General features: G+C 65.3%; 21 protein-coding genes and 2 pseudogenes. 15 read left to right on the top strand and 8 right to left on the bottom strand.

What is annotated here, in order from left to right; translation table 11 throughout:
* Nucleotides 1–11: 11 nt before the first annotated feature.
* Together EYW47_RS32525 and EYW47_RS32530 are read left to right on the top strand one after the other, a co-directional pair.
* A complete protein-coding gene (locus EYW47_RS32525) occupies nucleotides 12–980 on the top strand; it encodes an SIR2 family protein (protein WP_133198922.1) in 969 nt (322 codons plus the stop codon).
* A gap of 241 nt (nucleotides 981–1,221) precedes the next feature.
* A pseudogene (locus EYW47_RS32530) lies at nucleotides 1,222–1,716 on the top strand (IS110 family RNA-guided transposase); the annotation flags it as partial.
* A gap of 1,166 nt (nucleotides 1,717–2,882) precedes the next feature.
* On the opposite strand, the gene EYW47_RS32535 reads toward EYW47_RS32530, so the two are convergent.
* On the bottom strand, nucleotides 2,883–3,776 hold the full coding sequence (locus EYW47_RS32535) for a class I SAM-dependent methyltransferase (RefSeq protein WP_133198923.1): 894 nt from the start codon (nucleotides 3,774–3,776) through the stop codon (nucleotides 2,883–2,885).
* 257 nt (nucleotides 3,777–4,033) lie between these two features.
* Here EYW47_RS32535 and EYW47_RS32540 point away from each other — a divergent pair, with 257 nt between their 5' ends.
* Entirely contained in the window at nucleotides 4,034–4,810 is a 777-nt protein-coding gene (locus tag EYW47_RS32540; protein WP_133198924.1) for an enoyl-CoA hydratase-related protein, read from the top strand.
* A gap of 53 nt (nucleotides 4,811–4,863) precedes the next feature.
* Here the strand turns inward: EYW47_RS32540 and EYW47_RS32545 are convergent, their stop codons facing one another.
* Nucleotides 4,864–5,298 carry a MarR family winged helix-turn-helix transcriptional regulator gene (locus EYW47_RS32545; protein WP_133198925.1) on the bottom strand — a complete coding sequence of 145 codons (435 nt, stop codon included), beginning with the start codon at nucleotides 5,296–5,298 and terminating at the stop codon, nucleotides 4,864–4,866.
* Between the two features lie 158 nt (nucleotides 5,299–5,456).
* On the bottom strand, nucleotides 5,457–6,476 hold the full coding sequence (locus EYW47_RS32550) for a helix-turn-helix domain-containing protein (RefSeq protein ID WP_133198926.1): 1,020 nt from the start codon (nucleotides 6,474–6,476) through the stop codon (nucleotides 5,457–5,459).
* Nucleotides 6,477–6,714: 238 nt separating this feature from the next.
* On the opposite strand from EYW47_RS32550, the gene EYW47_RS32555 reads away from it, so the two are divergent.
* From EYW47_RS32555 to EYW47_RS32565, 3 genes are all read left to right on the top strand, one after another.
* Nucleotides 6,715–7,242, top strand: coding sequence for an acyltransferase (locus EYW47_RS32555; RefSeq protein ID WP_133198927.1), 528 nt, complete (start codon nucleotides 6,715–6,717; stop codon nucleotides 7,240–7,242).
* 145 nt (nucleotides 7,243–7,387) lie between these two features.
* Nucleotides 7,388–7,882: a nuclear transport factor 2 family protein gene (locus tag EYW47_RS32560; RefSeq protein WP_133198928.1), complete on the top strand. Its 495-nt coding sequence runs from the start codon at nucleotides 7,388–7,390 to the stop codon at nucleotides 7,880–7,882.
* A 257-nt stretch (nucleotides 7,883–8,139) separates the two neighbouring features.
* Nucleotides 8,140–9,360, top strand: a complete 1,221-nt coding sequence (locus EYW47_RS32565; protein ID WP_133198929.1) for an MFS transporter — start codon at nucleotides 8,140–8,142, stop codon at nucleotides 9,358–9,360.
* Between the two features lie 10 nt (nucleotides 9,361–9,370).
* On the opposite strand, the pseudogene EYW47_RS32570 reads toward EYW47_RS32565, so the two are convergent.
* The 3 genes and pseudogenes from EYW47_RS32570 to EYW47_RS32580 form a co-directional block, all read right to left on the bottom strand.
* Nucleotides 9,371–9,568, bottom strand: a pseudogene (locus EYW47_RS32570) (toxin-antitoxin system HicB family antitoxin); the annotation flags it as partial.
* 2 nt (nucleotides 9,569–9,570) lie between these two features.
* Nucleotides 9,571–9,714 (bottom strand): toxin-antitoxin system, toxin protein, HicA family, encoded by a 144-nt coding sequence (locus tag EYW47_RS32575; protein WP_133198930.1) that lies wholly within the window; start codon nucleotides 9,712–9,714, stop codon nucleotides 9,571–9,573.
* A 6-nt stretch (nucleotides 9,715–9,720) separates the two neighbouring features.
* Nucleotides 9,721–10,455 carry a metallophosphoesterase family protein gene (locus EYW47_RS32580; protein ID WP_133198931.1) on the bottom strand — a complete coding sequence of 245 codons (735 nt, stop codon included), beginning with the start codon at nucleotides 10,453–10,455 and terminating at the stop codon, nucleotides 9,721–9,723.
* A 228-nt stretch (nucleotides 10,456–10,683) separates the two neighbouring features.
* On the opposite strand from EYW47_RS32580, the gene EYW47_RS32585 reads away from it, so the two are divergent.
* From EYW47_RS32585 to ppk2, 4 genes are all read left to right on the top strand, one after another.
* Nucleotides 10,684–11,055 (top strand): GFA family protein, encoded by a 372-nt coding sequence (locus EYW47_RS32585; RefSeq protein WP_133198932.1) that lies wholly within the window; start codon nucleotides 10,684–10,686, stop codon nucleotides 11,053–11,055.
* 231 nt (nucleotides 11,056–11,286) lie between these two features.
* Entirely contained in the window at nucleotides 11,287–12,027 is a 741-nt protein-coding gene (locus tag EYW47_RS32595) for a response regulator (RefSeq protein WP_133198934.1), read from the top strand.
* Complete coding sequence (locus EYW47_RS32600) at nucleotides 12,024–13,397, top strand: sensor histidine kinase (protein ID WP_133198935.1); 1,374 nt, start codon at nucleotides 12,024–12,026, stop codon at nucleotides 13,395–13,397. The genes EYW47_RS32595 and EYW47_RS32600 overlap by 4 nt, the downstream gene beginning before the upstream one ends.
* A gap of 284 nt (nucleotides 13,398–13,681) precedes the next feature.
* Nucleotides 13,682–14,449, top strand: a complete 768-nt coding sequence (gene ppk2, locus EYW47_RS32605) for a polyphosphate kinase 2 (protein WP_205710199.1) — start codon at nucleotides 13,682–13,684, stop codon at nucleotides 14,447–14,449.
* Between the two features lie 124 nt (nucleotides 14,450–14,573).
* Here the strand turns inward: ppk2 and EYW47_RS32610 are convergent, their stop codons facing one another.
* Complete coding sequence (locus EYW47_RS32610; RefSeq protein WP_133198937.1) at nucleotides 14,574–15,545, bottom strand: LysR family transcriptional regulator; 972 nt, start codon at nucleotides 15,543–15,545, stop codon at nucleotides 14,574–14,576.
* 77 nt (nucleotides 15,546–15,622) lie between these two features.
* Nucleotides 15,623–16,396 carry a GntR family transcriptional regulator gene (locus tag EYW47_RS32615; protein ID WP_133198938.1) on the bottom strand — a complete coding sequence of 258 codons (774 nt, stop codon included), beginning with the start codon at nucleotides 16,394–16,396 and terminating at the stop codon, nucleotides 15,623–15,625.
* Between the two features lie 156 nt (nucleotides 16,397–16,552).
* Between EYW47_RS32615 and EYW47_RS32620 the strand changes: the two genes are divergently transcribed.
* From EYW47_RS32620 to EYW47_RS32640, 5 genes are read left to right on the top strand one after another with little or no spacing between them, the layout of a single operon-like run.
* Nucleotides 16,553–18,052: a class I adenylate-forming enzyme family protein gene (locus EYW47_RS32620; RefSeq protein ID WP_133198939.1), complete on the top strand. Its 1,500-nt coding sequence runs from the start codon at nucleotides 16,553–16,555 to the stop codon at nucleotides 18,050–18,052.
* Nucleotides 18,049–18,825 carry a citryl-CoA lyase gene (locus EYW47_RS32625; RefSeq protein WP_133198940.1) on the top strand — a complete coding sequence of 259 codons (777 nt, stop codon included), beginning with the start codon at nucleotides 18,049–18,051 and terminating at the stop codon, nucleotides 18,823–18,825. The genes EYW47_RS32620 and EYW47_RS32625 overlap by 4 nt, the downstream gene beginning before the upstream one ends.
* A gap of 59 nt (nucleotides 18,826–18,884) precedes the next feature.
* Nucleotides 18,885–19,850 carry a VOC family protein gene (locus tag EYW47_RS32630; RefSeq protein ID WP_133198941.1) on the top strand — a complete coding sequence of 322 codons (966 nt, stop codon included), beginning with the start codon at nucleotides 18,885–18,887 and terminating at the stop codon, nucleotides 19,848–19,850.
* A 16-nt stretch (nucleotides 19,851–19,866) separates the two neighbouring features.
* Nucleotides 19,867–20,517, top strand: a complete 651-nt coding sequence (locus EYW47_RS32635) for an alpha/beta hydrolase (RefSeq protein ID WP_133198942.1) — start codon at nucleotides 19,867–19,869, stop codon at nucleotides 20,515–20,517.
* Nucleotides 20,518–20,547: 30 nt separating this feature from the next.
* Nucleotides 20,548–21,606, top strand: a complete 1,059-nt coding sequence (locus EYW47_RS32640) for a maleylacetate reductase (RefSeq protein WP_133198943.1) — start codon at nucleotides 20,548–20,550, stop codon at nucleotides 21,604–21,606.
* Nucleotides 21,607–21,640 lie beyond the last annotated feature (34 nt).

Raw genomic sequence — 21,640 nt, forward strand, 5'->3', positions numbered from 1 at the left:
CCGGAGGGGAGATGGCTTGTTCTGCATTGCTGGGAGCCGGGTTCACACGCAATTGGGGTGGCTGGCTCGGGTCCGAGGCCTTCGAATACTTGCTCGGATGTCCCGAGGTCACATCGTCGCCATCTATCAAGGAGTTGCTTTGGCGCTTTAGCGAAGTCGGCGGATTCGAGTCCGCGCTGGCGGAGCTGCGCGGCAGGGCAACGCGCGATCCCAAAAGACACTCGGCCGATTTTCAAGGCCTTGAAACAGCGATTCGATCCATGTTCAAGGCGATGGACCATTGCATATCCCGACTTGCAAATTTCGATATCGGTCTCGGGGACGGATCGGTGCGGAAATTCCTGGGCCGGTTCGACGCAATTTTCACGCTGAATCAGGATCTCCTGCTGGAATATCAGTATCTCCAGCGATGGGACGGCGTAGAGCTACCTGGGATGCGACTGTCTTCGAAAGCGGGTCCCAGCCCTTGCGGGGTTCCGTGGACGGACCAATGGGCTCCGGCGAATGAAACCGAATTTCGCGTTACTGCGAGTCGCCAGCCATGTTTCAAGCTACACGGATCCTGCAACTGGGTAGAAAGCGTAGATGGCCCACTGCTCATCGCGGGTGGTGAGAACGCGCGCACACTTGGGCTTCCGCGCATTCTCGATTGGTATCACCGGCAGTTCGCGCACTATGTGTATCAGCCTGACCACCGGCTTATGATCATTGGCTACGGCTTTCGAGACACCTATGTCAACGAGGTAATCGCGACGGCGGTGGCTGAAAACGGGTTACAGCTCTACGTCATCGCGCCAGAGGGTTCGGACCTAGCCGCGAACGCGCCTTTTTCAATCAGCGATGGCCACGGAGGACGCAACGTCGTCGAGAATGCGTTCCGCCACGGACTCACTGGAGCGTCGCGCCGGCCACTGAACGAAATCTTTGGCGAACGGCAAACGTTCGAGCTCAAGAAGATCTTGCGATTCCTGGACCACTAGCTGGCGCCGGGCGCGACGCCATGTGTGCCCGCTTGGTCCGTGCGCCGCGCCAGCTCGTGGAAGTCGATTGAAACCCGCAGCGGGCTGTCGACCTTCTGGCCCGAATCGTCCTATGTAGGTCCCAAATAGATGGAATGGTCGCCTCCCGCCTTAGCGAGCCGTCCGACGCCGCAGGCTCCAGTCCAGATCATGCGACATTGCTGGTTCGGCAGTCCCGCCGTCAAGGAGAACCAGATGGAACCCACGACCATTGCCATCGACCTGGCCAAATCAGTTCTCGCGACTTCGCGCGCTCGACGAGCAGATCGCACGGATCGAGAAGCGCATTCTCGAATGGCGCCGTAACGATGATGCATGCCGACGCATCTCGGAGATTCCAGGTGTGGGCGTGCTCACGGCGACCGCCGCGGTATCAGTCATCGGACAGGCAAGGACGTTTCGCTCCGGACGGGAATTTGCCGCCTATCTGGGTCTCGTGCCACGACAGAACAGTTCTGGCGGCAAGGTGAAACTCGGCGGCATCAGCAAACGCGGTGACATGTACCTGCGCACGCTGTTGATTCACGGCGCACGATCGGTCATCTCGAGCTCAAGGCATCTGCCAGAGCGTTTGCGCCAGATGCTGACCCGGCGTCCAACGAACGTTGTGGCTGTTGCCCTCGCCAACAAGATGGCCCGCACGATCTGGGCACTGCTGGCGTACGGCCGAACCTATGAGGCAACATCAGCGCAGTGATCACGCTTCAAAGCCACTAACCCCATCCACGGTTGCACAGGTGTATTGAACGATGGCAAGACAGGTTGGACCACGCAAAGGCAAGCCTGAGACATTTCTCGGACCTCGAGTCCGCCAATTAGATTAGGACCTTTGCGGCGAAATCCATCGGGGCCGGCGGGAACATCCCGCGATCGAGTCCGGATATAGTGGAATGGCCTCGTCCCACCTTCGGTGAATGAATGCGAACGATATCCATCGGAGGACATGGCAGTATGAGAACTCCCTGGTCCACGACTGAGCGGAGGCCGTCATGAGCGTCGCGTTGCTGAGCATCGATCTGGCCAAAAACATCTTCCAGCTATACGGCGTTGACGAGCACGGAGCGACCTCAGTAGATGCGACCGGATCGCGGACTGGCATGACATAGCTTCGAAGTTGCGCGCAGTGCCCGGAATACCTGACGCGTGCTTCCATCGTTGAACTTTCGTTTCCTCAACCTTGGAAGGAGAAACATCGTGTCTTCAAACATCACCGGTCTCCCCGAGCAGGCCCGTCGTGCGTGTCGCATTCGCGAACTTGAAGTAGCCGAACGTGCGCCAAACGCCTGGAACGCATCGATACTTGCACGCCCACCGCCGCCGAGGTCGAGGAGGCCAGGCGCGTGGTGTCGCGCATTCCTGAACGCGTGGTTCTCAAGCCGATACTCGGGAAGCAGAAGCCCATGCCGGTCATCCTGCTCATGCCGCGTTACGTCGATCCCGACCACTGACGCGTTGCCATACCCCTCCGCGCTAGATCCCGGCTGCCATGCTGCTCGGCCGCAGGGCTTGCTCGCGCCGCGAAGACGCGAGGGCCCCGATTTGCGGCCCATGCCGGATTTTTGCCGAAATTGTCCACAGATTGTCCCGGCTGCAAATAGAAGCGTCTTTCCCGCATGCGCCCATGTCGCGCAAAGCCTTTCCTGACAAGGCTCCCGGCGATACTGCATCATTTCTAATTCATCTCACCCTGGGGGAAATGCTACCTGTACACGGGCGTTCGCGGCCTGGCATCAAACGCGTAAAGCCATTGCGAATCAATAGCTTGCTGTTCGTGGTGCGGCGTGCTGCTCACACCCGTTCATGGCGCCAATCGTTTTCGACTCGTTGTGGCCGGACACGCGCCGGCGGCGCACAGCCACTGCGTCATGGCTTGATGAACCTGAGCGTCATGCGATCCGATTCGCCGATCGCGGCATAACGTGCGCGGTCCACGTCGCCGCCCTTGTAGCTGGGCGGCAGCGACCAGACACCGTGCGGATAGTCCTTGGTGTCCTTCGGATTCGCGTTGATCTCGCTGCGTGCGGCCAGCACGAAGCCCGCGCTCTGCGCATGCTCGATCACATACTCTTCGGTCACATAGCCGGTATCGATCATCTGCTGCACGGTTGTGCCGCGCCGCGCGCGATGCTCCTCGACGCCGAGCACGCCGCCGGGTTTCAGCGCGATATAGAACGCACGCAAGTTGTCGTCGATCTGGCCATCCTTGATCCAGTTGTGGATGTTGCGGAACGTGAGCACCTCGTCGAACTGGCCATGCGCATCGAAGCCCGTGAATTCGCCTGCGTGCAAGGTCCCTGTCTTGACGTTTCCATAAAGCGCCGGGTTCGCCGCGAGCTTGCGCAGAAAGGCGGCGTCGGTGTCGCGGTCTTCGGCGGCCAGGTCCGCTGACGTGCTGACGTATTGGGCCTCGTAAAGATGGCCGCCTTCGTGCAGCCACGGCGCCAGGATATCCGTGTACCAGCCGCCGCCCGGTGCGATTTCGAGCACCGTTTGAGTGGATTCGACGCCGAAGAACTGCAGCGTCTCCTTCGGATGTCGATAAACGTCGCGCGCTTTGGCCCGTTCGCTACGCTGGGGACCGGCGATCGCGGCATCGAGTGAAGTGGCGGCCGCCGGTGGCGCCTGCGTGCTGTGCCCAGCCTGCTGTGCAGGCGTCGCGCATCCAGCCGCGAAGAGCACGAGAGACGCCGTGGCGATGGCAGCGGTACGTTTGAGTACAAGACGTGCGCAGACAAGATGACGTTGGACCGGATTCATGGGTGCGGGTGCAGGTTCTGGATAGTCCACACGATACCCGCTTATGCGCACTCGTGCTGGCCAGCAGAATCGCCAGCGCAATCGCAAGCTCGCCCGGAATGGGGCCACGCGAGCTTGCGGTTGCTGCGCACAAATCCAGGCGGCTTCGATTTCTTGCATGTTTACTTCGCATGCGAATTTAAATATACTTCGCATGCGAACCAGATGCGAGATGATGTTCCCAAAGAGTGCCGCTTGGCTTTCAGGAGAGGGAGGTAATGATGCAGGCGATCAAGTCAGAGCTTTTAGATGGTGTGCTAACCGTAACGATGTCGCGGCCGGACAAGAAGAATGCGCTCACGAACGAGATGTACGGGGCACTCGCGGATGCCGTTGCGCGGGCGAACGCGGATGACCAGATCCGGGCGTTATTGTTTCAGGCCGATGGAGACATGTTCACCGCGGGCAACGACATCGGAGAATTCGCGGCTCAGTCGGCAGGCCATGGCCCGAACGAGCGGCATGTCGAGCGGTTCCTGCGGGAGCTCGCGACGGCGACGGTGCCAATCGTTGCCGCTGTACAGGGCAAGGCCGTTGGCGTGGGAACGACGATGCTGCTTCATTGTGACTACGTGCTGCTCTCCGACGACGCGCAATTGATCACGCCCTTTGTGAATCTCGCGCTGGTGCCTGAAGCGGCGTCGAGCCTTCTGTTGCCATTGCGGATCGGACATGTGCGGGCGTTCGACATGTTCGCGCTAGGCGATCCGGTTTCCGCCGATGCGGCCGTCGCATGGGGTCTCGCGAACAGGAAGACCTCGGCAGCGGAACTGCGTGCGCAAGCGCGGGAAGTCGCCGCCAGGATCGCCGCGCGCCCAGCGGGGTCGCTCACGGCAATGAAACGATTGATGCGCGATGCCGCACAGCTGGTCGCGCAAATCGATAGCGAAAGGGCCGTCTTTGCCGATCGGCTGGCGAGCGCGGAGGCGAGAGAAGCCTTCGCGGCTTTTGCCGAGAAGCGCAAGCCCGACTTCACGAAATTGGCTCGACAATGAATTGCAACGCGGTCAATGCGTGAAGCAGGGCGCGTGTCGCGCCCTGCAATTCTTTAAGCGGCGTCTTCGTCGATAGCGGGGAACTTGTCCTGAAGGCTGGTCAGCCAGCGTGCTACGACGTCGATCTCGGCGTCGGTGAACCCATCGGTTAGCCGGGCGTTCAAATCAGCGAGACTGGCTTTCGAGCGCTTGACCGCCGCTCGTCCCTCTTTAGTCAACCAGAGGCGCGAAACGCGGCGATCGGAATCGTCAGCATGACGCTCGATGAGTCCCGCCCGTTCCGCGCGATCGACGAGGCCGCTCATGCCTGGCGCCTTCAGGTCGAGCGCGGCCGCGGCTTCATTGGTCAACGCGCCGTCGTTCTTCGCCAGAAAGAAAAGCAAACCCGCCTGTGCCGCCGTCACGCCGCCCGCCCACGTGCGCGCCTGCGACCAACGATGGAGGCGTCGCTGCCCCACGTTCAGCAGATAGACGAGCCGATGATCCATTCCTTTCCCTCATGTTGCGATCCGGCATCGTAAAGCCGGTCGAGTGATTGTACGCATGCGAATGATACATCGGCCTGCCATCGCCACTGCGTTGGGGGCGGTCATGTCCGCAGCGTTTAATTTTTTTGCTTATGCCAGCGTTATCCGTGTCCGCGAAGTCACGTCTGCACGCGCACTTGAGACCGGTAGTGGCTGGGTGCGCGTCCCGTCCAGCGCACGAATGCGCGTCTGAACGCTTCTTCACCGCCAAAGCCCAGATGACTGGCGATCCGCGAGACCGGCCAGTCCGTATCCCGCAAGCAGCGCTCAGCGGCCTCGCGTAGAGAGCGTTCGCGCAAGGCCAGATAGCTGACGCCCTCGGCAGCGAGCCGGCGGCGCAATGTGGGCTCGCTCAGCCCAAACCATTGCGCGAGGTCTTGCAACGAGGGTAGCGCGTGTCCGCGCTCGAGCGCGCCATCCAGAATCCCTCGTGCTTTCTGTGCCCAAGTAACGACTGTGGGTGCCGCATCGACGATCTGAAACGGGAATTGGGCGAGGAAGCCCTCCAGCTCCACCGGCTGCCGCACGACCGGCCGCGAGAGCAATGCAGTCTCGAAGGCGAACCCATACGTTTTCGCATCCACCGTGACCGGTGCATTGAACAAACCGAGCAAGGGCATGACGTCGCTGCGTTCAGGGTGCGCCAGCCAAACCCGGGTCAAGCGCAGCGGTTGAGCGATCAGCCAACTGAACAACTGCAGATAACACAGCAGGCCCGTTACGTCGACAAGACTCGCCCCGGTGCTGCGTGTGCGGCGCAACGAGTCCATCTCGAAGACCGACTCGCGCTCTTGCACGGATAACCGTAACGCTCCGGCCCGGGGATAAAGCATCTGGCAAAACGAGGCGGCGCAGCGGATCGCTTCGTCGAGTGTCCTGCAGGTCACGAGGCACCTGCACATCATGTCGACTTCTTCCTTGCGCATCGGCGGGTGGCCGTCGTTGTGGGCCACTTGCGCCTCGAGCCGCTCGATCACATGGCGATACAGCGCGGTAGCACTGTCCGATGGCAGATCGGTGATGCTGCCAGGCGCGGGCGCTGCACGCGCGTGGCCGTCGCTCCGACTCAACTCGTCGCGCAAGCGCACATCCAGCCCCGGAAGAGCGCGCCTGGACTTGTGCTGGGAAGGGGCTTTCATGTTGATCCGTATAGACCGACGCAGCGCCGTTGAGTGATCGGGACGCCAGGGTTGAAGGTTCGGCGGAAAACCTAGTATACACACGCGCCGGCTGGCGTCGTTTCGTCTAAAGAACCGGATAAGGCCCGCTGTTCGGGGACCGGAACGAGTGCGACGGCGACCCGCTGAAGCGATTGAACGCTGGAATTTGCGCGATGGCTCCGATAAGGTGATGCCCTCAACTGCAACGGAGTCCTCTATGGCGCTTTTCGAATTCAACGGCATGCGTCCTCGCGTCGACGCATCCGCGTATGTGCATCCTTCCGCGGTCGTGATTGGAGATGTGAGCATTGGCGCGCATTGCTATATCGGCCCTCACGCCAGCTTGCGCGGCGACTTTGGGGCGATCTTCATTGAAGAAGGCAGCAATGTGCAGGATAGCTGCACACTGCACGTCGGCATTCGCGAGACCTGCCGGTTGGGCGTCAACAGCCATATCGGACATGGCGCGGTCGTGCACGGCGCCCATCTCGAGCCTGACGTGATGATCGGCATGAATGCCGTCATCATGGACGGCGCCACCATTGGCCGTCAAACCATCGTCGCGGCGTGCGCTTTCGTCAAGGCGGGCTGGAACGTGCCTGCCGCCGTGCTCGTGGCGGGCGTGCCGGGGCGCGTCGTGCGGCCTCTGGATGAAGCGGAGATCGCGGGCAAGGCAGCGGGCACGCGGCTCTATCAGCAACTCGCCAGGGATTGTTTGAACTCGATGAAGCCGATCGACGGCTAGGCGAAAGGGGCGCTCCTGTGTCGTTTTCCACATTAGCCGTCGAGGGGTTTCGCCGCGCATCGTCCGGCTGGACGATGCGCGGGTGTGCGAGTGCCTGTACCGTGGGGTTCCGGAATCCGGATGCGTCCGGAACTCAGGAGACCGTATGAACCCGATGGATACGCTGGAAGCGCGCTTGCGCGCGCTCGAAGACGCCGACGCGATTCGAAGCCTGAAAGCGCGCTATTTCGCCTGTTGTGACATGAAGGATCCGCACGGCATGCGCGAGTGCTTCGCGCCTGGGCCGGTGCGCATCGACTATGGTGCGATCGGCGTATTCGACGATCGTGACGCGCTGGTTGCCGTCTTCGAGCGGCTGGGCTGCCATCCCCATATCGTGGAGATGCACCACGGCGTCAATCCGCAGATCGAGGTGCTCGACGCGCTGCATGCGCGCGGCACGTGGGGGCTGCACTATCAGATGCTCGACACGCGCGAGCGCGCTTTCACGCAGCTTGGTGCGTATTACGAAGACGAGTATCGCAAGATCGACGGCAAGTGGAAGATCGCTGCGACGCGTTGCGTCGTGACGTCCACGCTCGTCGGGAGTTACGAGCAGGCGTCGCCGGGCGTGCGCTTTGCGGGGCGCCAGCTGGGCTAGAGGCTCGGCGGTTCTTGAGGCGTCGGCTTTCATGCATCGCGCAGGGCCCGACGCTGTTGTGCAGGGATTGGCCGCGGAGACGCGCCGCAACGCGATATGACGCTTGCCTTCTCAGGGTGAGGTCATATTCCGTAGAATGCGTGCATGATCCAGCGACACGCCGATGCCTTCCCCGAATTGAGCCCCGCGCGCGCGGGCGAGCTGCGCGCGCTGGCCGGCAGGCTCGAGCGGCGCGTTCACGACCGAAGGAGCGGCCCATGAGCGACGCCGCCTCCGGCATGTTCCGCTCTCTGCGCAGTTTCAACTACCGGGTGTGGGCGGCGGGCGCACTGGTGTCCAATATCGGCACCTGGATGCAGCGCACCGCGCAGGACTGGCTCGTGCTGACCGGCCTCACGCACCACAGCGCGGCGGCGGTGGGCGTGGTCATGGGCTTGCAGTTCGGGCCGCAAATGCTCTTTCTGCCCTGGTCGGGCTATGCCGCCGACCACATGAATCAGCGGCGTCTGCTGATGATCACGCAGGCCACGCTCGGCGTGCTCGCCCTGGCGCTGGGCGTGCTCACGATTACCGGCGTGGTGCGGCTCTGGCACGTGTACGTCTTCGCGTTCCTGTTCGGCAGCACGACGGCGTTCGATTCGCCGGTGCGCCAGACCTTCGTCTCCGAGCTGGTCGGCGACGCCGATCTGGCCAACGCGGTCGCGCTCAATTCGACGTCGTTCAACGCCGCGCGCATGATCGGGCCGGCGGTGGCGGGCGCGGTGATCGCATCGGTGGGCGTGGGCTGGGCGTTCGTGCTCAACGGTCTGTCGTTCGTGGCGGTGCTCGTGTCGCTCACGCGCCTGCGCACGCAGGAGTTGCGCGTGCGCGCGCGGGCGAAGCCCACGAAGGGCAGCCTCGCGGCGGGCTTGCGCTACGTGTGGGCGCGCCCGGACCTCAAGGCGATCGTGGTGATGCTGTTTCTGATCGGCACGTTCGGCCTCAATTTTCCGATCTTCATCTCCACCATGGCCGTGCGCGTCTTTCATGCCGATGCGGGCGGCTATGGCCTGCTCTCCTCGATGATGGCGGTGGGGACGGTGACGGGCGCGCTGTTCGGGGCGCATCGCAGCAACCCGCGCTTTGGCTCGCTGCTGATCGCGTCGGCCGTGTTCGGCGTGGGCTGCGCGCTGGCTGCGCTTGCGCCGAGCTACGGCTGGTTCGGCGCGGCGCTGGTGCTGATCGGCATTGCGGCGCTGACCTTGATGACCGAGACCAACAGCCTGATGCAGCTCTCCACCGAGCCTTCGATGCGCGGGCGCGTGATGGCGATACGGCTGGCCGTGGCGCTGGGCGGCACACCCATTGGCGCGCCTTTGGTGGGCTGGGTGGCCGACCACTGGGGGCCGCGCTGGGCGCTCGTGGTGGGCGCGGCGTCTGGTGTCGCCGCGGCGGCGGTGGCGGTTCGGGCGCTGGCGGTGGCGAGGCGGGGGCGGTAGACGCGCGTTACGCGATGGGTTCCGGGACCTTCTCGCCGCTCGCGGTCATATCGCGCACGACTTCGTCGACGACCCGGCGAATGCCACTCAGAGCAGCTTCCGGCGTTTTGTCGAGCCACGAAAGAGACGGGAACTCCGCGCAGAGCCCGACGTGCTCCCCATCCTCCGGGGACCACGTAATGCGGTAGGTGTAGCGATCGTGGGTCATGGTCATCCTTCCTTCAGTTTGTCGAGCGCTTCGAGAACCTGTCGCACCTGATACACCTTGGCCTTGCCGCGCTCGTTCTGGATGTTCACGCGTGGGTCGCCCGGCCAGGGGGTTTTGAAGATCGCGTGACTGGAGCCGGACAACACGCTGTTTCAACAGCGCCCCTCACGCAACGCCGTCACCCAGTCGGGCCGCCCATTGGCGCGCGCGAGATCTGCCGTCGCGTCCCAGTCGTACTCGACCGCATGGAATTCGACATCCCAGCCTGACTTCGTGCGCGTGACGGTTGCATAGCGCGCGTGCGGCGAGCCCATTTCGATCCGGTGCGGCCACGGGACGTCGTCCTCATAGGCCTGCAGTCCCACACTGCCCGGATTGACGACGAGACGCCCGTCGCCGAGCGTCGCACTGCGCGGCACATGCGTATGTCCGCAGAGAATCAGCCGCTCGTGGCCGTTGCCTGCGCGGCGCTCGACTTCTGCCTGAGTGGCGGCGCGGCATCCCGCTTCGGTCACGGTCTCGAGAAAATAGTCGAGATCGTTTTCGGGCGTGCCGTGAACCATGAGCACGTCGTCCGCGACGCGCAGCGTCGCTGGCAACTGGGCGATCCAGTCGAGCTGATCGGCGCGCAGCGCCGCGCGTGCGAAGCGGTCGGACGTTCTCATGCCCGCGAGATCGCCGGCAAGCAGCTGCCGCTCGTGATTGCCGCGTATGGTGGGTAGATCGAGCGCCATCAGTCGGTCTGCTGTTTCAGCCGGCGAGATCGAGCCGGAGACGATGTCGCCGAGATTGACGATCAGGTCGGCGCCCTGCGAGCGGACATGGCGCAGTACGGCGTCCAGCGCGGCGAGGTTGCCGTGAATGTCCGAGAGTGCGGCGATTTTCATGGCATGGCAATGAGTGAGGGAAGTGCACATTCTCGACGATGCCACCTTGGGCGTGCAAGCCGCGCGATTCTGATACCGTGCGTCCTGCGCGTCCTGCAAGCCCGCAAATTAGCGCCAACGTGCAATGTTTTGTATCGGCCACACACGCAGATACATAGGGATACATGGCGCTGCGCGCGCTGCGCTATAAAGCATCCATCGCAATCGACGCATCGAGGAGAAAGCAGCATGAATGCAGAGATCCAGCACGGTTCGTGTCACTGCGGGGCCGTGCGCTTCGAGGTCCGCACCGCGCTCACGCCCGCCTCGCGCTGCAACTGCAGCCTGTGCCGCCGCAAGGGCGCGCTCATGTCGCCGCTGTTTGCCGCGGGCGAGCTGACCATCGTGAGCGGCGAAGACGCCCTCACGCTCTATCAGTTCAATACGCGCGTGGCGAAGCACTACTTCTGCCGGCATTGCGGCATCTATCCCTTTCATCAGACGCGCAAGGATCCCGCGCTCTGGCGCGTGAATCTCGGCTGCCTCGAAGGCGTGGACGTTTTCTCGCTGGAGGCCGGCCTGAACGACGGCGCGAGCCTTTCAGTGGTGGAGGACGCATGAGGCGGCTCCTTGCAGTATGCGCGCTGCTGGCGGGCGGTCTTGCGACCGAGGCGGTGTATCCGCTTGCGTGTTCGCTTGCGGTGCTGACGCGCCGCGAGAAGATCGCACCCAATGGCGGACGCCAGTCGCCGGGGCGCGGCACGAGCGGCACAGGAAGCGCCACAAGAAGCGCCACAAGAAGCGCCACAAGAAGCGCCACAGGCGCCGCCGCGCGCGGAGTATGATCGGCGCATGGAAAAGACCGACCACATTCTGATCGTCGACGACGATCGCGGCATTCGCGAGCTGATTGCCGACTACCTCGAAAAGAACGGCATGCGCGTGACGCTCGCCGCGAACGGGCGTGAGATGCGCGCGGCGCTCGAAAGCGGCGCGCCCGACCTCATCGTGCTCGACCTCATGCTGCCGGGCGAGGACGGCCTCGTGCTGTGCCGCGACCTGCGCGCGGGGCGCTTTCGCACGGTGCCGGTGCTCATGCTCACGGCGCGCGGCGAGGAGACCGACCGTATCGTCGGCCTCGAAATGGGCGCCGACGATTACCTCGCCAAGCCCTTCGCCGTGCGCGAATTGCTCGCGCGCATCCGCTCGGTGCTGCGCCGCGCGCGCATGCTGCCGCCTGGCATGCAGGTGAGCGAGACGGCGTCGATGCTCGGCTTCGGCGAATGGCGGCTCGACACCACGGCGCGCCATCTGCTCGACGAGGAGGGCACGCTCGTCGCGCTCTCCGGCGCCGAATACCGGCTGCTGCGCGTGTTCCTCGATAACCCGCAGCGCGTGCTCACGCGCGACCAGTTGCTGAACCTCACGCAAGGGCGCCAGGCGGACGCGTTCGACCGCTCGATCGACCTGCTCGTGAGCCGTTTGCGGCAGCGCCTGCGTGATGGCGCGCGCGAGCCTCGCTACATCAAGACGCTGCGCAACGAGGGCTATGTGTTCTCGGCGGCCGTGAGCGTGATCGAAGGGCCGCAATGAGCACGGCAAGCCATGATGCGCAGCGCGGCGAAACTGCCGCTGGCGCGCGACGCCATCTCCTGCGCTGGCCGCGCACGCTGTTCGCACGGCTCGCGCTGATTCTCTGCGTGGGTCTCGCGCTCGCGCAGACGCTGTCGTTCTGGCTCACGCTCACCGAGCGCGACGAAACCACGGCCAACATGATGATGGATTACGTCGAGCGCGAGGTGGCCAGCTCGGTGGCGCTGCTCGACAACCTGCCGCCGGCGGAGCGTGCCGCCTGGCTGCCGCGGCTCGCGCGGCGCAGCTACACCTTCGTGCTCGGCCCCGGCGTGCCCGGCGTCGCGCCCGACGCGCAACTTTCGCGGCGCTACGAGGCGGCCATCGAGAAAGGCATCGGCAAGCACTATGCGCTCACGGCCAATGCGATTCCCGGCGAGCGCGAGCACCTGCAGGTGCATCTGCGTCTGACCGACGGCGCGCCGCTCACCATCGACGTGCGACCGCAACCGTCGCTGCCGCTCTCGCGCTGGTTGCCGCTCGTGCTGATCCTGCAGCTCGTCGTGCTGGCCGTGTGCTGCTGGCTCGCGGTGCGCATCGCGACGCGTCCGCTCGATGCGCTCGCGCGCGCCGCCGACGCGCTCGGCCCCGACCTCAAGGCCGGGCACCTGGAGGAGGACGGCCCCTCCGAGGTGGCGCGCGCCGCGCGCGCGTTCAACGCGATGCAGGCGCGCATCGCCGGCTATATGGCCGAGCGCATGCAGATTCTCGCTGCTATTTCGCATGACTTACAAACGCCCATCACGCGCATGCGCCTGCGCGTGGACGTCATGGACGACGATGCCCAAGGCACGAAGCTCAGGCAGGACTTGCAGGAAATGGAGCAGCTCGTGAAGGAGGGCGTGGCCTACGCGCGCACGCTGCATGGCGCGGCCGAAGTGCCGATGCGCGTGGACCTCGACGCGCTGCTCGACAGCCTCGTGTGCGATTACACCGATGCTGGCAGCGATGTGCGCTACGAGACGCGTGCGCCGCTCGCGATGGTCACGCGCGCCCAGGCGCTCAAGCGCATCGTGGGCAATTTCGTCGACAACGCGCTGAAGTTCGCGGGCGCGGCGGAAATTGCGCTCACCAGGGGGCCTGGCGATGCTCAGGTCACGATCTCGGTGCTCGACCGTGGGCCGGGCATTCCCGAGGCTTCGCTCGAAGCGGTGTTCGAGCCGTTCTACCGGCTCGAAACCTCGCGCAACCGCGGCACGGGCGGCACGGGGCTCGGCCTTGCGATCGCACGTCAACTGGCGCTCGCAATGGGGGCGCATCTTTCGCTGCACAACCGCCCGGGCGGCGGGCTGGAAGCGCGGCTCGTGTTGAATGGCCTGCGCAAGGCCTGAATCGAGGGGCTTTGCGTGTGCGGGAGCTTGATCCGATAGCCCGGTCGAGTGCTTGACTAAGATCATTGACGCGTATTTGATGCCACCCGATAGTGCGAAGTGCTTTTTAATTGTTGAAGCACGTACTGGAGGAGGTATCGATGGCGAAAGATTCCAGGGCCGATAAGGCCGATAAGGCCGATAAGGCCGATAAGGCCGATAAGGCCGATAAGGCCGACAAGACTGGCAAGGTCCAGAAGTCAGAGAAAGTGCAAAAGGCCGGCGGCGCCGCGAAAGCAGCGAAGATGAGCGAGAAGGCCTACCGCAAAGAGCTGGACCGGCTCAGTGTCGAGCTCGTCAAGCTGCAGGAGTGGGCCGTGGCGACCGGCGCCAGGATCTGCGTGCTATTCGAAGGGCGTGACGGCGCGGGCAAGGACGGCACGATCAAGGCCATCATGGAGCGCGTGAATTCCCGCGTCTTTCGCGTGGTCGCGCTGCCTGCGCCCAGCGAGCGCGAGAAGTCGCAGATGTACATGCAGCGCTACGTGCCGCATTTGCCCGCCGGTGGCGAGATCATTCTTTTCGACCGTAGCTGGTACAACCGCGCGGGTGTCGAGCGCGTGATGGGCTTCTGCACCGAGCAACAGGCGGTTCAGTTCCTGCATGACGTCCCGCTTCTCGAACAGGCCATTCAGAGTGCCGGCGTGACGCTCATGAAGTACTGGCTGGAGATCAGTCCGGAAGAGCAGACCCGGCGGCTCGAATCGCGCATCAAGGACGCACGCAAGGTGTGGAAGCTCTCGCCAATGGATCTCGAATCGTACAGGCGTTGGTACGACTATTCACGGGCACGCGACGACATGATTGCCGCGACCGATACCGAGCATTCGCCGTGGTACGTCGTGCACGCAGACGACAAGAAGCGCGCACGGCTGAACCTCATCCGCCATTTGCTGAGCCAGATCCCCTACGAGGAAGTGAAGCGGCGCGAGGTCAGTCTTCCCGCGCGGCAAAAGGACAAGGGCTATGTGGCGCCCGACTATCCGTATCGGCTCGTGCCTGAGGCGTATTGAAGCCTGAATAGTCGCGACCGCATGCAATGAGCCCCGATGTGCCCGACGCGCATCGGGGCTTTTTCATTTCCCGCTGCGATATTGCTGGCCCCGGAATTTCTCATCGAAGGTTCGGCGTGCTTCGTTACGTCTGCGCGCCGCTCCCTTTGCGCCCGCGCGACGCCGCCTGTGCCGCGAGACGCGGCGAGACCATCTTGCTTCCGCGATGGCGAATCTCCTTGCTGAATTCGAGGCAGGTCTGCGTCATCAGATCGGGCGAGCGATACACCATGAAGACGTGATAGTCCGGTAATTCATCGCGGATCGGCAGGGGCTTGAGCGCATCGGGATTCAGCGCGAGCGGCCCGGTGCGGCCATAGAACACGAAATCGGACCACACGCTGATCAGGTCCGTGCAGGTGGCGAGCTGCAGCCCCAGCAGGTTCGAGCTGCTCTGCACGACATTGCGCGGCATCTCCAGCCGGTGCAGGCGCATCAGGCTCGCGAGCGGGCTGCCCGGGTCGTCGAGTGGATCGAGCGTGAGCCATTCCGCATCGGCGAGCGAACGGATGCGCGTCGTGCGCGCGAGCGGGTGGCCGGGGCGCGCGGCCACCAGCATGCCCACCGAAAAGAGCGGCTCCCACTGAAACGCGCTGGTGCCGGGGCCGCTATTCGTGGAGATGAGCGCAAGATCGAGATGGCCTTCGCGCAGACCTTCGAGGATCTGCTGTGGGCGCATTTCGTAGGCGCGGATCGCCACGGCGGGAAAGCGCGCGCGAAACGCGGCGATGGCTTCCGGCAAGGGGCCGCTCGAGGCCACCGCCGAGAAGCCGATATTGAGTTGCGCCTCGGCGTGGCCGCGCATGGACTCGATGTCTTCGAGCGCGTGACGCAGCTCGTGCTCGACGACGCTCGCGCGCTTGACGAGCGCACGCCCGTAGTTCGTGAGGCTCACGCCGCGCACGGAACGCGAGATGAGCGTCACGCCCAGTTCGCGTTCGAGCTCGGCGATCGCCTTGGAAAGCGCGGGCTGCGAGACGTGCAGGCTGCGCGACGCCTCATGCATGCTGCCGTGCTGCGCGAGCGCGAGCAGGACGCGCAACTGGTGCAGTTTCATCCGATCATGTCCTCTGGAGCCACGCATGGCGGGCGGGTTGCCGAGCCGCAGCGCGCGGCGTTTTCCGCTGGCGCGGCTCAGCCCGCGCTCTGGGCCAGCCTGAACGACATGCCATAGCTGAAGCGGCTAGCCGGATGCACGCCGGTGGTTGCCTCGATGACCTTGTCGCGCACGAAATAGGTCCGCACGATGCGCAGGCCCGCCGATCCGCTCTTCACCTGCAGCGCGTCGGCGGCGGCGCCTTCGATCAGCAGTCCCTGGATTTCCTGCTCGACGCGCGTGACCTTGATGCCGTACTGCTCCTCGATCATCGTGTAGACCGGCTTGTCGAGCGTCTTGGAGAGCCCCGTCAGCCGGCTGTACTCCGCGTTCACGTAGATGTCGACGAGGGCAATGGGCTCGTCGGCGCCCGCGCCGCCGTAGCGCACGCCTTCGAGATGCAGCCACTTCGCGCCCGCAGCGCAGCGCAGCAGCGCGCTTTGCGACGCGTCGGCCTGCAGCGTGCGGCGCGCGTTCACGCGCAGGCGCGTGCCCTTCGCATAGAGCGCGAGATCGGCGAGGCTGTCCATCGACTGCACATAGCGCGTCTGCGGACGGTCCGCAAGGACGGTCGTGCCGACGCCCGCCTGCCGCGTGACGAGGCCGAGATTGCACAGCTTCTGGATAGCCTGGCGCACCGCGTAGCGGCTCAAGCCCCACTGCGCGCACAGCTCCGCCTCCGTCGGCAGCATGTCGCCGACCGCGAAGCGGCCCTCGCGGATGTCCTGCGTGAGCGTGCGGGCGAGGTCGACATGGCGAGGCTGCGGCACGTCGAACATGGAGGCGTCGGGCGCGTCGGTGATGGGCGGCATGGCGTTCGGGACGAGTGGCGGCGCGCGGCGGCCGCGATGGCGTCAGTATAGCAGCAGCCTCCAGGGTATGCCCGAATGTTCGAACAATCGAATAAATTTAAAATGCGATCCAAGGAGCCGGAAGTCCCGGGCTCCGCGAATTCCGGAGAACCCTGCATGTACCCGATCGATTTCCTGTGGCGCGCCGCGCATCGTCATCCGCACCGGACCGCCATCGTGAGCCCTGACGGCAACCTGACCTTCGACGCGCTGGCCGCCGAGGTGCTGCGGCGCGCCGCGGCGCTCACGCGCCTCGATCCGCTGCCGCGCAGCCGTGTGGGCATCGGCGCGGCCAATTCGGTCGATCATCTGCTCTCGCTGCTCGCCGTGCTGGCAGCGGGCAAGGTGTGGGTGCCGCTGAACCCGCGCAACGGCGACCCCGAGTTGCGGCGGATCGTGGAGTTCGTCGCGCCCTCGCTCGTGCTCGCCGACGAGGCGATGCTCGAACGCCTCGCGGGTGTGCCCGCGCCGCTGCGAGCGCTGGGCGATCTCGCACGCGACGGCGGCGACACCCCGGCCGTGGCGTTCGGCCCTTATGCGCGCGGCGGCGCCGGTCTCGAAGAGGCCCAGGCGATCAAGTTCACGGGCGGCTCGACCGGCATCCCGAAGGGGGTGATCCAGCCGCTGCGCGCCTGGAATACGAACATCGCGACGCAGATCCACGAACTGGGCCTCACGCCCGACGACCGCTATCTCGTGGCCGCCCCCATCACGCACGGCACTTCGACCTATATGCTGCCGCTGCTTGGCGCGGGCGGCGCGCTGATCTTCCCGGAGCACGCGAAGCCCGCCGGGCTGCTCGACGCCGCGAGCGAGCACGGCGCGACGATCTTCTTCGCGCCGCCCACGCTGGTCCTCGCGCTGAGCGCTGAGCAGCGCCGCGCCCCGCGTGCGCTGCCGGCCCTGCGCTACCTCGTCTATGGCGGCGCGCCAATGCGGCCAGAGCAGATCCGCGATGCGCAGGCGGTGTTCGGCCCGGTGCTCTGCACCTCGTTTGGCCAGACCGAGGCGCCGCAGATCATCACGTTCCTGCGGCCCGCCGAGATGAGCGGCGAGCGCCTCGCCTCAGTGGGCCGGCCGACGCTGCTCACGCGCGTCGCGATCGTCGACAAGTCGGGCGAGCCGCTCGGTCCGGGCGAGGAGGGCGAGATCGCGGTGCGCGGCGGCCTCGTGATGAGCGGCTACCTGAACGCCGAGGAGGAAACGCACAAGACGCTCGTGGACGGGTGGTTGCGCACCGGCGACGCGGGCGTGTTCGATGAGGAGGGCTATCTGTTTCTGCGCGACCGCATCCGCGACGTGATCATCACGGGGGGCTTCAACGTGTACCCGGGCGATGTCGAAGTGGTGCTGTCGAGCCACCCGGCGGTGGCCGACTGCTCGGTGGTGGGCGTGCCCGACGCGAAATGGGGCGAGGCCGTGCAGGCGGCTGTGCAGCTGCGCCCCGGCATGCGTGTCGAAGCCGACGAGCTGGTCGCGCTCGTCAAGCGCGAGCTGGGCTCGGTCAAGACGCCGAAGTCCGTCTATCTGTTCGACGAGCTGCCGCGCAGCGCGGTGGGCAAGGTGCTCAAGCCCGCGGTGCGCGAGGCGATCCTGACCCTGCGGAGCGAAGCATGAGTGCGATGAACGACGCACGCACGCCGCGCACGGCGCTCTGCCACTACACGACCGACGCGGTCTACTACGGCGATGCCGATCTCGTGGGCGACCTGCTCGGCAAGGCGAGCTTCATCGACGTGTTCATGAAGCAGACCTTCGGCCGCGTGCCGGGCGCTGGCGAGCGGCGCATCGTCGATGCCGTGCTGGTCACGCTGATGGAGCACGGCATGACGCCTAGCGCGATTGCCACCCGCATGATCTATGCGAGCTCGCCGGAAAACCTGCAGGCGGGCGTGGCGGCGGGGCTGCTCGCGGTGGCGAGCCGCTTTGTCGGCACGATGGAGCCGGCGGCGCAACTGCTGGGCAGCATCGTCGCGAGCGAGGACGGCGAGGCCCAGGCGGCGCGCATCGCCCACGACTACCGGGCGCGGCGCGAAGCCGTGCCGGGTTTTGGCCACCACCTTCACAAGCCCGACGACCCCCGCGCGGTTGCGCTGCTCGCGCTGGCGCGCGAGGTGGGGGCCTATGGCCCGCACTGCGAGGCGCTCGCGCGTCTCGCCGCCGCTGTCGACGCTACCGCGGGCCGGCACATCACGATCAACGCGACGGGCGCGATCGCGGCGCTGCTCGGCGACATCGGCATCCCGCCCGCGCTGATGCGCGGGTTCGCCGTGCTGAGCCGCGCGGCCGGGCTGATCGCGCATATCGCGGAGGAGCAACGCGACCCGTCGGGCCGCTTCATCTGGAACCTGGTCGACGCCGCCATGACGGACGAGCCGTCCGCCGGCTGAGCGCTCAGCCACAATTCGCGCGAGCTCGCGCACTTGCATCAAACATGAAGGAGACGAACATGACCGAAGCACAAGAAGCCATCCTGCGCCACCACCACATTACGCTGTGCGTTGGCTCGGCGCAGCACGACTACGATTTCCACACGAAGGTGCTCGCGCTCAAGAGCGTGAAGAAGACGCTGATCTACGACGGCGCCGCACCGTTCTATCACCTGTATTACGGCAACGACCGCGGCGAGGAAAGCACGCTCATCACCTGCTTCCCGGTCGCGCACTTTGGCCGCCGTGGCAACCGGGGCGCGGGACAGATCGGCGGGCTTTCGCTTTCGGTGCCCGTCTCGGCTATCGCGTTCTGGGAGAAGCGCCTGCGCGACCACGGTTTCGAGGTCAAGCGCTCCGAGCGCTTCGGCGAGCCCGTGCTCTCCTTCGCGCATCCCTGCGGCATTCCCTACGAGATGATTGGCATTGCAGACGATGCGCGCCAGCCATGGTCGAACGGCGAGGTGCCGGCGGATCTCGCGATTCGCGGGCTGCACACGATCAGCGTGAACGTGCGCGAGCTGGAGCCCTCGCAGGAGTTCATGCAGCGGGGCTGGAGCGCGCACGAGGTGGCCCGTGACGGCACCCACACGCGCTTCGCGTTCGGCGAGGGCGCGGGGCATCCGGGCCAGTTCGTCGATTACGTGCTCACGCCGGATCTGCCGCAGGCGAGCTGGACCTATGGCGAGGGCATCGTCCATCACTGCGCGTTCCAGGTGAGGGACCGCGCGGTGCAGGACAAGGTCAAGGCGAACCTCGAGGGGCTCGGCTTCACCGACACCTCCGAGCGCAAGGACCGCGGCTACTTCGAGTCGATCTACGTGCGCACGCCGGCCGGCGCGATGTTCGAGGCGACTGTTTCGAAGCCCGAAGCATTCCTGATCGATGAGACGTACGAGGCGATGGGCTCGAAGGTCCAGATTGCGCCGCAGTTCGAGAGCCAGCGCGCCACGATCATCGCATCGCTCGAGAAACTCGAGTTCTGAGCCGGAGCCGCGCACCATGTCGAACGCCAATCCGCATCTGGCCCAGCCACCGCTGGTGTACGGCTGCGCGCCGCGCGAGGCCGCGCTGGCGGTCATCCTCGTGCATGGGCGCGGGCAGTCGCCCGAGTGGATGCACGACGCCGTCGTGGGGCGCTTCGGGCGCGGCGACCTCGTCTGGCATGCCCCCGCGGCCGCCGGGCAGTCGTGGTATCCGCAGCGCTTCATCGCGCCGCTCGACGACAACGAGCCGGACCTCTCGCACGCGCTGGCGGGCCTCGACACGCTCTCGAGCGCGCTGTGCGAGCAGGGCTTTCCCTACGAATCGCAGGTGCTGATGGGTTTTTCCCAGGGCGCGTGCCTGTGCAGCGAGTTCGTGTGGCGCGCGCGGCGGCGCTATGGAGCGCTCGTTGCGTTCACGGGCGGACTGATCGGCCCGCCCGGCATGCGCCGCGATAGCGGACACCACGCCTTCGAAGACATGCCCGTGCTGCTGTCGAGCTGGGACGACGACCCCCATGTGCCCGCGCAAAGCGTGCGCGAAACGGCGCAGCACTTCGCCGATGCGGGCGCGCACGTGACCTTGAAGATCGATGCCGGTATCGAGCACGGCATTCGCGATGCCGAAATCGGCTATGCGCGCACGCTGCTCACCGGGCGTCAGCCATAAGCGCAGGACATTGAGGAAAAGGTAGTGACCATGCAAGCTTTCGTGCACGAAACGCGTGCGGCCCGGGTCGTCTTCGGTCCGGGCTCCCGTCATCAGCTGATCGAGGAATTAAAAAACCTGGGGATGCAACGCGCCCTTGTGTTGACCACACCGGAGCAAACTGGCATCGGCCAGCAGGTTGCCGAGATCCTGGGCGAGCGCAGCGCCGGTGTTCATGGCAAGGCGGTGATGCACGTGCCGCTCGAGGTGGCGCGCGAGGCCATCGAGACCGCCCGCCGTCTCGGCGCAGACGGTTGCGTTGCAATCGGCGGCGGTTCGACGATCGGTCTCGCGAAGGCGATCGCGCTCGAATCGAGCCTGCCGATTATCGCCTTGCCGACGACCTATGCGGGCTCCGAAATGACCCCGCTCTATGGCATCACCGACGGCGGCCTGAAAAAGACCGGGCGCGACTGGCGGGTGATGCCGCGCAGCGTGATCTACGACCCCGAGCTGACGCTGACGTTGCCGCCACCGCTCTCCATGACGAGCGGGATGAACGCGATCGCGCATGCGGCCGAGGGGCTTTATGGCCGCGACGGCAACCCCGTCTACAGCCTGATGGCCGAGGAGGGCATTCGGGCGCTCGCGAGCGCGCTGCCCCGGTTGCGCGAAACGCCGTTTGGCCTCGACGCGCGCAGTGACGCGCAGTACGGCGCCTGGCTGTGCGGCGCGGTGCTGGGCAATGTGCAGATGGGGCTGCACCACAAGCTGTGCCATACCCTGGGCGGCACCTTCAATCTGCCGCACGCGGAAGTCCACACGGTCATCCTGCCGTATGCGCTCGCCTATAACGCGTCGGCCGCGCCGCAGGCGATGGCGCGCATTGCCCGCGCGCTGGGCAGCGAGACCGCCGTGGCGGGCCTGCGGGCGTTGGGCGCGGCGCTTGGCGTGCCGCGTTCGCTGCGGGAGCTGGGCATGCACGAGGAGGGGCTCGATCGTGCCGCGGACCTCGTTGTCGAGACGCCTTATCCGAACCCGCGCCCGATCGAGCGTGGTGCGATCCGCGACCTGTTACAGCAGGCCTACGAAGGCGCGCAGCCCGTTTGATCCCGCAAACACGGCCACGCAACGAATCAGGGGG

Source organism: Paraburkholderia silviterrae, from assembly GCF_004353915.1.
Lineage (GTDB): Bacteria > Pseudomonadota > Gammaproteobacteria > Burkholderiales > Burkholderiaceae > Paraburkholderia > Paraburkholderia silviterrae.

Coding starts and splice junctions, on each gene's coding strand:
- EYW47_RS32595 (WP_133198934.1), top strand. CDS start 11,287: ATGGAAAAGACCGACCACATTCTGATCGTCGACGACGATCGCGGCATT.
- EYW47_RS32560 (WP_133198928.1), top strand. CDS start 7,388: ATGAACCCGATGGATACGCTGGAAGCGCGCTTGCGCGCGCTCGAAGAC.
- EYW47_RS32625 (WP_133198940.1), top strand. CDS start 18,049: ATGAGTGCGATGAACGACGCACGCACGCCGCGCACGGCGCTCTGCCAC.
- EYW47_RS32620 (WP_133198939.1), top strand. CDS start 16,553: ATGTACCCGATCGATTTCCTGTGGCGCGCCGCGCATCGTCATCCGCAC.
- EYW47_RS32535 (WP_133198923.1), bottom strand. CDS start 3,776: ATGAATCCGGTCCAACGTCATCTTGTCTGCGCACGTCTTGTACTCAAA.
- EYW47_RS32555 (WP_133198927.1), top strand. CDS start 6,715: ATGGCGCTTTTCGAATTCAACGGCATGCGTCCTCGCGTCGACGCATCC.
- EYW47_RS32540 (WP_133198924.1), top strand. CDS start 4,034: ATGATGCAGGCGATCAAGTCAGAGCTTTTAGATGGTGTGCTAACCGTA.
- EYW47_RS32580 (WP_133198931.1), bottom strand. CDS start 10,455: ATGAAAATCGCCGCACTCTCGGACATTCACGGCAACCTCGCCGCGCTG.
- EYW47_RS32615 (WP_133198938.1), bottom strand. CDS start 16,396: ATGCCGCCCATCACCGACGCGCCCGACGCCTCCATGTTCGACGTGCCG.
- EYW47_RS32600 (WP_133198935.1), top strand. CDS start 12,024: ATGAGCACGGCAAGCCATGATGCGCAGCGCGGCGAAACTGCCGCTGGC.
- ppk2 (WP_205710199.1), top strand. CDS start 13,682: ATGAGCGAGAAGGCCTACCGCAAAGAGCTGGACCGGCTCAGTGTCGAG.
- EYW47_RS32525 (WP_133198922.1), top strand. CDS start 12: ATGGCTTGTTCTGCATTGCTGGGAGCCGGGTTCACACGCAATTGGGGT.
- EYW47_RS32565 (WP_133198929.1), top strand. CDS start 8,140: ATGAGCGACGCCGCCTCCGGCATGTTCCGCTCTCTGCGCAGTTTCAAC.
- EYW47_RS32545 (WP_133198925.1), bottom strand. CDS start 5,298: ATGGATCATCGGCTCGTCTATCTGCTGAACGTGGGGCAGCGACGCCTC.
- EYW47_RS32585 (WP_133198932.1), top strand. CDS start 10,684: ATGAATGCAGAGATCCAGCACGGTTCGTGTCACTGCGGGGCCGTGCGC.
- EYW47_RS32640 (WP_133198943.1), top strand. CDS start 20,548: ATGCAAGCTTTCGTGCACGAAACGCGTGCGGCCCGGGTCGTCTTCGGT.
- EYW47_RS32635 (WP_133198942.1), top strand. CDS start 19,867: ATGTCGAACGCCAATCCGCATCTGGCCCAGCCACCGCTGGTGTACGGC.
- EYW47_RS32610 (WP_133198937.1), bottom strand. CDS start 15,545: ATGAAACTGCACCAGTTGCGCGTCCTGCTCGCGCTCGCGCAGCACGGC.
- EYW47_RS32630 (WP_133198941.1), top strand. CDS start 18,885: ATGACCGAAGCACAAGAAGCCATCCTGCGCCACCACCACATTACGCTG.
- EYW47_RS32550 (WP_133198926.1), bottom strand. CDS start 6,476: ATGAAAGCCCCTTCCCAGCACAAGTCCAGGCGCGCTCTTCCGGGGCTG.